The sequence below is a fragment of the Arthrobacter sp. CJL-S3 genome (genome assembly GCF_056711635.1).
On record NZ_CM160046.1, the window covers coordinates 2,180,564 to 2,193,440 of the forward strand.

At 69.9% G+C, this 12,877-nt stretch carries 12 protein-coding genes and 1 tRNA gene; 7 read left to right on the forward strand and 6 right to left on the reverse strand.

What is annotated here, in order from left to right; genetic code table 11:
- Positions 1-6: 6 nt before the first annotated feature.
- The gene (locus AC06G6_RS09860) at positions 7-1,377 is read left to right on the forward strand and encodes a 3-oxoacyl-ACP reductase (RefSeq protein ID WP_479828495.1); all 1,371 of its coding nucleotides are present in this window, start codon (positions 7-9) and stop codon (positions 1,375-1,377) included.
- Positions 1,374-2,285, forward strand: a complete 912-nt coding sequence (locus AC06G6_RS09865) for a MaoC family dehydratase (RefSeq protein WP_479828496.1) — start codon at positions 1,374-1,376, stop codon at positions 2,283-2,285. The genes AC06G6_RS09860 and AC06G6_RS09865 overlap by 4 nt, the downstream gene beginning before the upstream one ends.
- Here the strand turns inward: AC06G6_RS09865 and AC06G6_RS09870 are convergent.
- From AC06G6_RS09870 to AC06G6_RS09885, 4 genes are all read right to left on the reverse strand, one after another.
- On the reverse strand, positions 2,282-3,412 hold the full coding sequence (locus AC06G6_RS09870; RefSeq protein WP_479828497.1) for an FUSC family protein: 1,131 nt from the start codon (positions 3,410-3,412) through the stop codon (positions 2,282-2,284). The genes AC06G6_RS09865 and AC06G6_RS09870 overlap by 4 nt on opposite strands.
- A gap of 63 nt (positions 3,413-3,475) precedes the next feature.
- Entirely contained in the window at positions 3,476-4,540 is a 1,065-nt protein-coding gene (locus AC06G6_RS09875; RefSeq protein WP_479828498.1) for a glutathione S-transferase family protein, read from the reverse strand.
- Between the two features lie 9 nt (positions 4,541-4,549).
- Positions 4,550-5,329: a M50 family metallopeptidase gene (locus tag AC06G6_RS09880; protein ID WP_479828499.1), complete on the reverse strand. Its 780-nt coding sequence runs from the start codon at positions 5,327-5,329 to the stop codon at positions 4,550-4,552.
- Positions 5,326-5,706, reverse strand: a complete 381-nt coding sequence (locus AC06G6_RS09885) for a TraR/DksA family transcriptional regulator (RefSeq protein WP_479828500.1) — start codon at positions 5,704-5,706, stop codon at positions 5,326-5,328. Before AC06G6_RS09885 ends, AC06G6_RS09880 begins: the two co-directional genes overlap by 4 nt.
- Before the next feature lie 242 nt (positions 5,707-5,948).
- Here AC06G6_RS09885 and AC06G6_RS09890 point away from each other — a divergent pair, with 242 nt between their 5' ends.
- From AC06G6_RS09890 to AC06G6_RS09900, 3 genes are read left to right on the forward strand one after another with little or no spacing between them, the layout of a single operon-like run.
- The gene (locus AC06G6_RS09890) at positions 5,949-6,485 is read left to right on the forward strand and encodes a hemerythrin domain-containing protein (protein ID WP_479828501.1); all 537 of its coding nucleotides are present in this window, start codon (positions 5,949-5,951) and stop codon (positions 6,483-6,485) included.
- Positions 6,486-6,494: 9 nt separating this feature from the next.
- Positions 6,495-8,651, forward strand: coding sequence for a 4-alpha-glucanotransferase (gene malQ, locus AC06G6_RS09895; protein ID WP_479828502.1), 2,157 nt, complete (start codon positions 6,495-6,497; stop codon positions 8,649-8,651).
- 14 nt (positions 8,652-8,665) lie between these two features.
- Entirely contained in the window at positions 8,666-9,553 is an 888-nt protein-coding gene (locus AC06G6_RS09900) for an alkaline phosphatase family protein (RefSeq protein ID WP_479828503.1), read from the forward strand.
- Positions 9,554-9,608: 55 nt separating this feature from the next.
- On the opposite strand, the gene AC06G6_RS09905 is transcribed toward AC06G6_RS09900, so the two are convergent.
- A complete protein-coding gene (locus tag AC06G6_RS09905) occupies positions 9,609-10,157 on the reverse strand; it encodes a hypothetical protein (RefSeq protein WP_479828504.1) in 549 nt (182 codons plus the stop codon).
- 113 nt (positions 10,158-10,270) lie between these two features.
- Between AC06G6_RS09905 and AC06G6_RS09910 the strand changes: the two genes are divergently transcribed.
- On the forward strand, positions 10,271-10,987 hold the full coding sequence (locus AC06G6_RS09910) for a Pr6Pr family membrane protein (protein ID WP_479828505.1): 717 nt from the start codon (positions 10,271-10,273) through the stop codon (positions 10,985-10,987).
- The gene (locus AC06G6_RS09915; protein ID WP_479828506.1) at positions 10,980-12,053 is read left to right on the forward strand and encodes a hypothetical protein; all 1,074 of its coding nucleotides are present in this window, start codon (positions 10,980-10,982) and stop codon (positions 12,051-12,053) included. The genes AC06G6_RS09910 and AC06G6_RS09915 overlap by 8 nt, the downstream gene beginning before the upstream one ends.
- Before the next feature lie 627 nt (positions 12,054-12,680).
- Here the strand turns inward: AC06G6_RS09915 and AC06G6_RS09920 are convergent.
- Positions 12,681-12,763, reverse strand: a tRNA-Leu gene (locus AC06G6_RS09920).
- Between the last annotated feature and the right edge of the window lie 114 nt (positions 12,764-12,877).

The following is a 12,877-nucleotide window of genomic DNA, read 5'->3' on the forward strand; positions in this document are numbered from 1 at the left end:
GATCCGATGACCGACAAATACACCCAATTCGTGAGCCGCGGCCCGGGCAGGGACATTGCCAGGAAACTCGGGCTACCCCAGCCGGTGGTGCTGCGCCGCCACCAGCCGGGACAGCCGCTCGTGAGCGGGCCCGTCCTGGTCCAGGGAGGCGGCAGCGGCGCCGACGCGCTGGCCTCGACGCTCCTGTCCTGGGACCTCGATGTGCGCCGCCACGCGGTGCCCAAGGAGAAGCTCGGCGCGATCATCCTCGTACTGGATGAACTGGGCCGTCCGGAGGACCTGGAAAAGCCGGTGCTCACCGCGGCCACGTCCCTCCGGGACCTGGCCGCCAACGCCCGCGTCATCACCGTTTCCCGCTCGGCAGCGGACGCTGCAAAACCGGACGCTGCAAATCCAGCCGCTGCGGACCCGGCCGCCGCGGCAGCCCGCCAGGGAGTGGACGGGCTCCTCCGCTCGCTGGCCAAGGAGCTCCGCGCCGGCGCCACCGCCAACGGCATCCTGCTCTCCGGCGGTGCCGGCACCACCAGCCCCAGCACCCTCGGCGCGCTCCGCTTCTTCCTCTCCGGCCGGTCCGCGTTCGTTGACGGGCAGTTCCTCACCGTCGGCTCCGCCGAAGGGCAGCTGCCGGCCGACGCCGAAAAGCCGCTGGCGGGGAAAGTCGCCGTCGTGACCGGGGCCGCGCGCGGAATCGGCGCCGCGATCGCGCGGACCCTCTACCGCGACGGTGCCACGCTCGTCGTCGTCGACATCCCGGCTGCCGGTGACCACCTCGCCGCCGTGGCCAACGAGGTGCACGGCACGGCTCTGCAGCTGGACATCAGCCGTGAGGACGCCGGGCAGCGGATCATCGACCACGCCGTGGAACGTCACGGGGGCCTGGACATCGTGATCCACAACGCCGGCATCACCCGGGACAAGCTGCTCGCCAACATGGACCGGGGCCGCTGGAACTCGGTGATCGCAGTCAACATCGCCGCGCAGCTGCGGATCAACGAGGCCCTGCTGGCCTCGGAGCATTTCCGGAGCTCCCCGCGGATCGTGTCCGTCGCCTCCACCAGCGGCATCGCCGGCAACCGCGGCCAGACCAACTATGCCGCGTCCAAGGGCGGGGTGATGGGCATGGTCCGGGCCACTGCTCCGCTGATCGGCTTGCACGGCGGCTCCATCAACGCCGTCGCGCCGGGCTTCATCGAGACGGAGATGACGGCGAAAATCCCCTTCGCCACCCGCGAGATCGCCCGCCGGCTGAACTCCCTGCAGCAGGGCGGCCAGCCGGGCGACGTCGCCGAGGCCATCGCGTTCCTGGCCAGCGACGCCGCCGGGGGCATCTCCGGCGAGGTACTGCGCGTCTGCGGGCAGAACCTGGTGGGGGCATGACCCTTCCACAGCCCGTCATCCTGGGGGAGATGCCGTCGCTTTCCAAGCTCTACGTCAACGCGGCGGCCACCGCCGCCCGCCGCCGGGTGCTCGGCACCCAGGCGGGCGACGGGCTCCCGGCGGCACGGCACGAGGTCCGCGGCGTCAAGGCGTCAGTGGAAAACCTCACGGCGTACCAGCACCTGATCGGCGAGACCGCGAGCGATGTGCTGCCGGCCGGCTTCATCCATGCGCTGACGTTCCCGCTGGCCATGAGCGTGATGAACCGGGACGACTTTCCGCTGCCGCTGCTGGGCATGATCCACCTGGACAACAAAGTGGTGCAGTCCGCGCCCCTCCGGTTCACCGAAGCGCTGGACGTGCAGGCCTGGGCGGAGAACCTGCGCGGGCACCGGGCCGGCACCCAGCTGGACCTCGTCGCGGAGGTGCGCCGGGCGGGAGAGGACGCCGTGAGCTGGCGCGGCGTCTCCACTTACCTGGCGAAAGGCATGTTCCTGCCCGGAATCGACAAGCCGACGGCCGCTTCGGCCGTGGCGGATTTCTCGGCGCCGGATCCGACCGCGCTGTGGCAGCTGGGCGTCGACACGGGGCGGGCCTACGCGGCCGTGTCCGGTGACTTCAACCCGATCCACCTGAGCGTGCTGTCGGCCAAGGCGCTGGGCCTGCGCCGGTCCATTGCGCACGGCATGTACCTGGCGTCCAGGGCCCTGGCGGCCGTGGGGGCCGCCAAGGGTGATGCCTTCAGCTGGGATGTGGCCTTCGAGGCGCCGGTGTTCCTGCCAGCCCGCGTGGCGCTGGACATCAGCACCGGCCAGGACATCGACGGGGCGTGGCGGCGTTCGGACTATGTCGCCTGGAACTCACGGTCCGGACGTAAGCACTTCAGCGGGTCGGTGGCCGCGCTCTAGGCCCGGTCGGCGGAGTTCTTCACCACGCGCAGCATCCGGTGCAGGCTCATCAGGATCGACTCGACGGCGCTGGGGGCGTCGGTTGCCGTTTCCTCGGTGCCGACGCGTGCCGTCAGCGCCCTGACGGCGGCGTCGGCTTCCTCGCTCAGTTCCGACTGCCGGTCCGGGCTTTCCTTCTCGACCGATTCCAGGACGTTGCCGACGGCGGCCATGGCGTCGGCGAGCGGCGCCGCGTATTCATCCGGCACCACAAAGGGTGTGTCTTTGGCCCAGATGACGTCGGAGAGCACCTGCGTCACGTCCTGGACGTGGAAGGTGATCCGTTCCAGGTCCCGGAGGTTGCTGTAGTCCAGCTCGATGTCCCGCGGATGGAGCCGGCGCCGGGGATTGGCTCGCCGGCTGGCGTCCGCCTTCTCGACGGCCAGCCGGACGGAACGCGCGGACGCCTCGAGGGCGCCGGACCGCTTGGACCAGTCCTCGTGCTCCGGCGGCCAGCTCTCCTTCAGCGCCTTGGCCATGTCCCGGAGCTGCTGGGCGAGCGCGAGGCGCAGTTCGGCGATGCTGAGCTCGGCGGCGCGGAAGTGCAGCGGCGGGAACACGAGCAGGTTCACGAGGATGCCGACCGTGACCCCGGCCCCCATCTGCAGGAGGTAGCCGAAGGAGAACTGGTCCGGATTGTGGCCGCCGACCAGCAGGACCAGGAGCGCCGCCGTCGGGATCCAGTCCCGGCCCGCGCCGATCTTCGGCAGTCCGGCGAGGACGACGCCGAAAGCCATCACCACACCGACCGTCAGCGGCGTCGGGCTGCCGAGAATGAACAGCACAAAGGCGAGCCCAACCCCGATGGCGAGCCCCGCAAGCGTCTGCACACCCTGCTTCATGGACCCGGCGACGTTCTCGTACATCGCCACCAGGGCGCCCAGCGGAGCGTAGTAGGGGTAGTCTGCCGCGGAGCCGGGCATAAACGGGGCGATCGCAAAGGCGATGCCCGCGGCCAGCCCTGCCTTCAGGGCCAGCTGCAGCCGCGGCCACAGCACCGCCGCGCGGACGTTGCCGGTCACCATCCGCCAGAGCCGCTGGGGCAGGGAGGGGCCGCTGGTGTGCGTGGCCTCGTCTGTAGTTGTCACCCGGTTCACCCTAGGGCGGGGAGGTTGCTGCGACAACTGGACGAACCCCCGCCGCTGGCCTGCCTACTCCGCCCCGTGCCCCGGGGCGACTTCCTCCCCGGCCCGGACCGGGCCCGGCGGTGTTCCGACGCCGAAGGGGCGTCCGCCGAGGGTCTCGCGGCCGTGGGCGGTCAGCCAGTTGCCGAAATCCGGCCCCGCCGGAACGATTCCGGTGGGGTTGATGTCCTCGTGGACGATGTAATAGTGCTGCTTGATCTGCACGAAGTCGGTGGTGTCGCCGAACCCAGGGGTCTGGAACAGGTCGCGGGCGTAGGCCCACAGTGCCGGCATCTCGGTGAGTTTCTGCCGGTTGCATTTGAAATGCCCGTGGTAGACGGCGTCGAACCGCGCCAGCGTCGTGAAGAGCCGGACGTCGGCCTCGGTGATCGTGTCTCCCACGAGGTACCGCTGTCCGGTGAGGCGCTCTTCCAGCCAGTCCAGGGCGGTCCAGAGCCGGTCGTAGGCGGCATCGTAGGCTTCCTGGGTGCCGGCGAAGCCGCAGCGGTACACGCCGTTGTTCACCTCGGTAAAGACCCGCTTGTTGACCGCGTCGATCTCCCCGCGCAGTGTCTCCGGGTAGAGGTCCGGGGCGCCGGGGCGGTGGTACGCGGTCCATTCGGTCGAGAAGTCGAGGGTGATCTGCGGGAAGTTGTTGGTCACCACCTGGCCGGTGGCGACGTCGACGATGGCCGGCACGGTGATGCCGCGGGGATAGTCGGGGAACCGGCGGAAGTAGGACTCCTGGATCCGTTCCACGCCGAGCACCGGATCCTTGCCGCCCGGATCCAGGTCAAAGGTCCAGGAGCGTGCGTCATGGGTGGGGCCGGGCTGGCCGAGGGATATGGCGTCCTCGAGGCCTAGCAGCCGCCGCACGATCACGGTCCGGTTGGCCCACGGGCAGGCGCGGGCCGCGACCAGCCGGTAGCGTCCGGGCTCCACCGGCCAGCCGGGCTCGCCGTTCCGGCCGGGGGCGCCGTCGCGGGTGATCCGGTCCTCGATGTAGTTGGTGTCGCGGTTGAACTCCGCACCTCCGGTGACGTAGGCGCCCTTGGTGCTGAATCCCGGGTTATCCGTGTGTGTTGTGCTCATGGTCCCAGCCTATGCCGGGGTGCCGCCTTCTCCGGGCACGGTCAGGGACGGCAGTGTTGCGAACACCTGCGACACCGGCTGCCACGCCACCCACCAGGCGGCACCGACGACGGCGGCAAACAGCACGATCCAGACGACGGCGGGGATGCGGGTGGCCCGGGCGAGCAGGTACGCGTCCGACGTCGCCAGCCGGTCCCGCCGCTTCAGGTGCACGTTGGCGAGCTTGCCGAGGTCCCGGACGGCGGCGACGAGAAGTGCCAGGCCCAGCACGATCATGACATGGCCGTTGAATTCGGGCGGGACGAACAGCACCAGCAGGGCGGCGGCCAGGACCGCGGCCGCGGTGATCAGCAGCCCGATGCCGTTGCGGATGAACAGGAACGAGGCCAGCAGGATGAGGGTTCCGAGGGACATCGCCGCCGGACCCCAGCCGTTGAAGCCGCTCCAGACCATCGCGGCGCCGACGACGGCCGGCGTCGGGTAGCCCCAGAACGTGGACCAGACGGCGGCGAGGGGCCGGCGGCTGAAGGTGGTGGTGGTGCCCGAGTGATCCAGGCGCAGGTGGATGCCGCCCAGACGCTGCCCGGTCATGAGGGCCGCGAAGGCGTGGCCGAGTTCGTGGGTGACGGTGGCGAGCAGCCCGAAGTACCGCCAGGTCACCCGCGGCAGGGAGAGGGCGACGGCCAGCAGAATGACGAGGGCTAGCTCAGTGCCGGTGACGTGCGGGACGGGGGAGTGGGTGAATCCGGCGACAATCCGGGTCCACCACGTCTCGGCAGCGTTGGTCATGCTCTGGTCCGGCCCGGTGTTCCGGCGGCGGGTCCGGCACTGTGCCGGATGCAGTACGGGGTCCAGGGCCGTGCCTCCAGCCGGCCCTCCGCGATGTGTTCCCCGCACACGGCGCAGCTGCCGTACGTGCCGGCGTCGATCCGTTCCAGGGCCGCCTCGATCTGCGCGAGGCCCTGTCGGCTCTGCTCCAGCAGGGCGGAGGCCTGGGAGAGCTCAAACGCGATCGTCGCTCCCTCGGGATCGTGTTCGTCGTCGACGTTGGAATCCTGCCGGGCGGCGTTCACCGAGGAGATGTCCCGGCGAAGCGCGGGGAGGAGCACAAGTTTCCGGCGGCGCTCCTCCTGGAGGAGGGCCCGGAACCGTTCGACGTCGACCATAGGCTGCAAGGCTAGCGCGGACGCTGCGGCCGAGTCTAAAGCCGGCGTCGAAATCCCCGGGCAGGCCGGCCTTGGCTGGCCGGGCCGAAAGGCCCGGTGCCCGGGCGGGTCTCCGCCGTACAGTGGGGAAAGAGAGCGCTTGCCCCACAGCGTGCCCCCAAATTGGTGTGCCGGCAGCGGCACCGCCCAGCCGGCACAAACCGCATTTACCAATACCCGTATCAGCGGACGTAGGAGACGTCATGGATCAGCCAGCGGCCAGCACCAACAAGAACGCCGATGAGGACGCCGAGGCCCTGGCCGCGGTGGAGCAGCACCATGCGGGCATGCTCAAGCGCCTCAGCGCGCTGACGGCGACGCTGGTCCGCGCTGTCCGGACGGGTGACACCGTGGCGGAGCACGATGCCCACGAGGTGCTGGTGGAGTGGTGCGAAACCGATCTCGTCCCGCATGCGCTCGCCGAGGAGGGTCCGCTGTACAGTGCGCCCCGGAACCTGCCACAGGGAAAGCTGCTCGTGGAGGGGATGCTGGCCGAGCATCAGGTGATCGTCGGACTGGTCGAGGAACTGCGGGGATCCACCGGGGTGGACGCCGCCGTGGCGGCCGGCTCCATCCGGAACATTTTCGCCCTGCACCTGGAGAAGGAGAACCGGCTCCTGATGCCGTTTATCGTGGCTTCCCCGGAACTGTCCCTGGCGCGCGCCGTCGAGGGCCTGCATGAACTGGTCGGCGAAACCCACGTCCATCGACACGGTACGGGGCACGGGGGCAGCGTCTAGAGTTGCCCCATGGCTGATGGAATGAACCACAACAACGGGCCCGGCGCAGCCACACTCCTGCGGGAACTGGCGTCCGCCCACGGCGTCGGGACCTCCTACTGGGGCTGGGACGGCGTCGAACGCTCCGTCGCGGACGGCACCCTGCGCGGCGTCCTGGCCGCGCTGGGCGTCCCGGCCGGGGAACCGGACGAGATGGAACGGTCCCTGGCGGAGGCCCGCCTGGCACCGTGGCGGCGCCTGCTGCCGCCGGTCGCCGTCGCCCGTGAAGGGCAGGAACTCCCCGTCAACGTCCACGTCCCGCAGGGGAGTGGAGTCAGCGTCTGGATCGTCGCCGAGGACGGCCAGCGGTACGAGGCAACGCAGCGGGAGAACTGGGACGCGCCGGCCGACGTCGACGGCGTTCTCACCGGCCGGGCGGTGTTCGCGGTCCCGGACCACCTGCCCCTGGGCTGGCACACGCTGCTGGCGGACAATGAGGGCACGGTGGCCCAGTGCCCGCTCATCGTCACACCGCGGAGGCTCCGCACGACCGAGGCGCTCGCCGGGCGGCGGAACTGGGGCCTGACCGCGCAGCTTTATTCCGTGCGGTCCTCCCGGTCCTGGGGCATCGGCGACTTCTCCGACCTCGCCGATCTCGCCGCCATGACCGGGCAGGAGGGAGCCGGTTTCCTGCTGGTCAACCCGCTGCACGCCGCCGAGCCCCGGCCGCCGGTCGAGGACTCGCCCTACCTGCCCACGACGCGGCGTTACTTCAACCCGCTTTACCTCCGGGTGGAGGAGATCCTCGAATACGGCTACCTTGGCCCGGCCGGCCGGGCCGAGGTGGAGCGGCTGGCGAATCAACAGCACGCGGCGAACCACTCCAAGGGTCTGCTGGACCGGAACTCCAGCTACGGGGCCAAACTCGCCGCGCTGGAGCTGCTGTTCGGCGTCCCCCGCGACCCCGCACGCAGCGTCGCGTTCGCTGACTTCTGCGCCGGGGAGGGGCAGGGACTCGACGACTTTGCCCTGTGGTGCGCCCTGGCCGAGAAGCTGCCCCCGGACGCCCCCCAGTGGTCTGCCGAGGCCACCTCGCCGGACACGCCCTACTGCAAGGAGCAGCGGGCCCTGTTGGCAGGCCGGATCGAGTTCCACCGCTGGCTGCAGTGGCTCTGCGACCAGCAGCTCGAAGCCGCCCAGCGCTCGGCCCGGCTTTCGGGCATGGAAATCGGCGTCATCCACGATCTTGCGGTCGGCGTGAAACCCGGCGGCGCGGACGACTGGTCGCTTGCCGGGGTGCTGGCCCGGGACGTCACGGTCGGCGCCCCGCCGGACATGTTCAACCAGCAGGGGCAGGACTGGACCCAGCCGCCCTGGCACCCCGGCCGGCTCGCCGAATCCGGCTACGCCGCCTACCGGGACATGCTCCGGACCGTGCTGCGCCACGCCGGCGGAATCCGGGTGGACCACATTCTGGGCCTGTTCCGGCTGTGGTGGATCCCGGAAGGGGCCGGGCCGGAGCACGGCACCTACGTCTATTACGACCACGAGGCGCTGATCGGCATCCTTGCCCTGGAGGCGCAGCGGGCCGGAGCGATCGTGATCGGCGAGGACTTGGGCGTCTTTGAGCCGTGGGTCCGGGACTATCTGGCCGAACGCGGCATCTTCGGCACGTCGATCCTCTGGTTCGAGCACGACGCCGACGGCCCGATCGCGCCGGAGCGGTACCGCCAGCAGTGCCTGACCAGCGTCAACACCCACGACCTGCCCCCGACGGCCGGCTACCTGGCGGGCGAACACGTCACGCTCCGCGAATCCCTGGGCCTGCTGCAGCGTCCGGTGGACGAGGAGCGCGCCGAGGCCGCCGCCGAGCAGCAGGCGGTGCTGGGCCTCCTGCGGGAACGCGGTCTCCTGCCGGAGCCGGGGCACCAGGACGTGCAGGCCACCGTCGAGGCGCTCTACGCGTTCACGACGCTGACGCCCTCGTCCCTGCTGGGCGTGGCACTCGTTGACGCGGTGGGGGAGACCCGGACGCAGAACCAGCCCGGGACCAGCACGCAGTACCCCAACTGGCGCATACCGCTGGCCGGTCCGCGCGGACCCGTCCTGCTGGATGCGCTGCAGGCCGATCCCGGCTTCCGTTCCCTCGTCGGTACCATCCGGTCCGCGCTGCCTCCGGACGCCTAGAAGCGGCGGGCGCAGTGCGGAGCGTTGCCGGTCCCGCCCGGGCCGCCGTGCTTGCGCTGGTCCTGCTTCTGGCCGGGTGCACGTGGCCGCCGCCCGGTCCCGCCCGGACCGGCACGGTCGATCACGTCGTCATCATCGTGATGGAGAACAAGGCCGCCAGCCGGATTCTGGGCGCCGGAGATGCGCCCTACTTCAACAGGCTGGCAAAGGACCACGCCCTGGCGGCCAACTATCATGCGATTACCCGGCCCAGCCTGCCGAACTACCTGGCCCTGACCAGCGGCACCACTGCCGGTATCACCAGCAACTGCGATCCCGGGGCAAGCAGCTGCCGGGCGGATGTGCGCAGCATTGCCGACGAAATCACCAGGTCGGGGCGGGAATGGCGGATGTACGCCGAGGGGATGCCCGGACCCTGCCGGGCGGAGGACTCCGGACAGTACGCGGTGAAGCACAACCCGTTTATGTACTATCCCTCCGTGACAGATGACAGGGAGTCGTGCGCCGACCATGTGGTGCCCCTGGACCGGCTGGACGCGGACCTGAAGTCAACCCGGAGCCTGCCGGACTACGCCTTCATCACTCCTGACATGTGCAGCGGCACCCACGACTGCCCGGTCCGGACCGGCGACGACTGGCTGTCCCGGCAGGTTCCCAAAATCCTCGCCTCGCCGGCGTTCACAACAGGGAACTCCCTCCTGGTGGTCACGTACGACGAGGGCAGCCGCGCCAGCAACCGGGTTGCCACGGTCTTCGCCGGACCCGCGGCGCGGACCGGCTACACCTCGGACACCCGCTTCACGCACTATTCCCTGCTGCGCACGATCGAGGACGCCTGGGGCCTGGAACCGCTGACGGACAATGACCGGAACGCCGCGGGCATGGCCGAGCTGCTGAAGTAACCGGGGTCAGCCGGCCGCGGCGGTCCGGAGCTGGCAGGGGGAACCCTGTGGAGGACTAGCGCTGCCGTGTCCCGGCGGCGAGGTCCTTGACCCAGTCCGGGGTGGCCAGGCCGAGGCGCCGGTCGGTGACGAGGCGGAGCCTGGCGGCTGCGTTCTGCACGCCGGGGTCGCGGGAGGCGGCACGGTGTCCGGAGACGGCGGCTTCCGGCCGCGCGACGACGGCCGGCCGGGCCGGGGCGAGATCCAGCGGATCTTCCCAGGCCACCGTGATGATCTTGAGTTCCTCAGGGCTGGCCAGTCCGCTGTCGGCGAGGACCGCCATGACCCCCAGGCCCAGTTCGGCCCGGCGCGGGTCATCGGAGAGGGAGCTGTCCAGGGCCCACTGGGTGCGGTCCCACCACTCGCTCCGGTTGTCGGCTTCCCGTTGCTGGGCGAGCGCGGCCGTGTCAGCGGCGGCGCGCTGCTTCAGGGTGCGCAGGCTGACGGCGGCCCCGATGACCGCCGCGAGCAGCACGGCCAGCGGACCCAGGGCGGCAAGGACCTCCCACCACTCGGCGGGACCGGTCTGGACGACGACGTCGACGGGAACTGGGGAGGGTGTCACGGCACCAGCATAGGCCCCGTGCTTCCTGGCGCCCCTGGCGGCTGACGGCGGATGGAGGCAACCAGGTCCTTATGGCTCTAGGGTCCGGCGCCGCGCACCGACACACTGATGCCATGAGTGATGTGCTGACGCTGATTCCCCCCGTCGAACGCAACGCGGGCGCAAACCGGGCGCTGCATCCGGACCGTCTCTGGATCCGGCTGGCGCGCGGCGGGGCCGGACTTGCGATACTCGCCGCCCTCGCCCAGGAGATCTATGACGCGACGCAGCCGGGCAACTCCGTCGACATCCCCCAACTCATCTCCCAGTTCACCTTCCAATCAAACCTCGTCCTCGGTCTCGTGTTCCTGGTGTCCGCCACGCGGCAGCGTGCACGGCTGCCCCTGTGGTGGGATCACCTGTTCGGAGCCCTCGCCTTCTACCTGGTGATGACGGGCATTATTTACGTGGTGCTCGTGGCCCCGCCCGGTGAAGCGTGGTGGACACTGGACATGTACTGGCCGTGGATGATCACCCACCGCATCGCACCGCTGGTCGCGGGGCTCGACTGGCTCGTGGTCACCCGTACCGTCCGCGGCCCGTGGCGGAGGCCCCTCGTCTGGCTTTGCTACCCGGTCGCTTTCCTGATCTTCTCGTGGGTGCGCGGTGCCCTCGACGGCTGGTATCCCTACGACTTCCTCAACCCGGGGCTCGACGGCGGCTGGCCCGCAGTGATCGCTACGAGCGCCCAGGTGCTGGCCGCGTTCCTCGTGGTCGGGGTGCTTGTGCACCTCGCCGGCAATGCCCGGGTGGGCCTCGCCCGCGGACCCGGACCGGAGTCCCGTGCCTAGCCGCCGGTCCCGCCCGGTTCGACTCGGCGTCGTGTCCGTGTCCGTGCTCGCCCTGTTCCTCACCGCGTGCTCGCCCGCGGGCCGGAGCGGGCCGGCGTCGTCCCAGGCCCCCACATCCGGCACGGGAAATCCGGCCTGCGATCTCATCACACCGGAGATTGCGGCGAAAGCCGAACCCGGGCTTGTGCCGGTGGGCCAGGTCAGCCCGGCCAGGCCGCCGGGCAGCAAAGCCTACCTGTGCACCTATTCGAGCAAGTCGGATCAGGGATCGACGTTCCTCTCGGTGGCACTCATGTCTCCGGCGTCGGACACCGACATCTCCAAAGCCAAGTCGACGGCCGACTGCTCACCAGTCACGGGCATCGGCGACTTTGCCTGCCTGCAGTGGACGGGGTACTTCCGCGGTGAGGCCGGGGGCGCGTCCGCGAATGTCGTCCTGACGGCTGTCCGGGGCAACGAGACCCTCGAGATGCCCTACGTCGCCGCAGCGCCCATGGCCGGGGCGGGCACCCCGGACGGCGACGCGATGGCCCGGGCACTCGCACAGGCCGCGGTGGACGCCGGCTGGGGCAACGGCACCGCGCTCAGCGTCCCCGCCGCCCCGCCCGTGGGGCCGCCGGCGACGACAAACAACGCGGTCTGCGCCCTGGTCAGTCCCGATGAGGTCCGGCAGGCCTTCGGGGCGAAGACCCGGCCGCAGATCCTCCCCGGCGAGGTCAACTGCCGCTACACGTTCGGCGACCTGGGCACACCGGGCCCGGACTCCCTGGTCTTCTCCATCGAAGTCCTCGAGGGCTCGGCCCCGGCGCTGGGGGCCCGGGGCCTGCCCGGCGAGCCGCTCGACGGCGTCGGGGACAAGGCGGCCTTCAACATGGGCACCGAACCCGCTGGACCGAAGTCCCTCCGTCCGGCCGGCGACGTGCCGATCACGACCCTGTCCGTCATGGTGGTCAGGGGCCAGGACCTCGCGACATTCACCGCGCAGGTCCTGATCTCCCCGACGGGGCCCACTGCCGGGGAGACGAAGGACCAACTCATCACCCTCGTGCGCGACGTCGAGTTCTGACGGCGCGGTGAACTGCTGCCCCGCCCCTTACCTCAGGCATGAGGGCCCATGGTGGGAGCTACTTCCGGAGAAGGGACGAACCTGAGATCATTCAAGCGGGGGAGGGACTAAGGCCACCGGGCCGGCTGCGTGCCGACCCACACCGAAGTACCCCATGGAGGGCTCACATGCATCCTCTGACCCTGATTGGTATCGTCCTCGCTGTGGCGGTTCTCTGGATGGCCTTTACCTTGGGGATGCTCGCCCATCTCGCTCGCTCTGAAAGCCGGGCAGGGCTGAGACCTCCACGCAAGCGTGCTGAAGCTTTCGGGCGGAGGCATGGGGCTGGAACCCCGAGGAAACTCAAGGTGCGGCACCGGGGGACGTCGCGGCGGGTCGCCATCCACCGTCCAATGAGGTAGCCGGCCGCCGCTGGCAGGTCCCTTCCAGTTTCAGGGAGAGGGACGCCGGCGCCGCAATGGCTTGGATGTCTGCTGCGTCAGCTTTACAGGCCGTGTCCCAAGAGGCAGATACCGACGAGCCGCGTCTGTCAGCGTCATTTGCATCCGCGTGGGTGAAACGGAAGCCCGCGTGGGCGGGGACAGAAAAAACCCCCAGAATCCTTGGATTCTGGGGGTTTTCCTTTTGTGCGCGGAGGGGGACTTGAACCCCCACCCCCTTTCGAGGACTAGCACCTCAAGCTAGCGCGTCTGCCATTCCGCCACCCGCGCAGGTGGTATTCGGTGTACCTTTTCGCCTTTCAGCGTTTCGGTTTTCTCCGAAGCAGCGAGAAAGACTCTAGCATGAACTTTCCCGAAACAAATAATCGGGGCCAGAACAGGCAT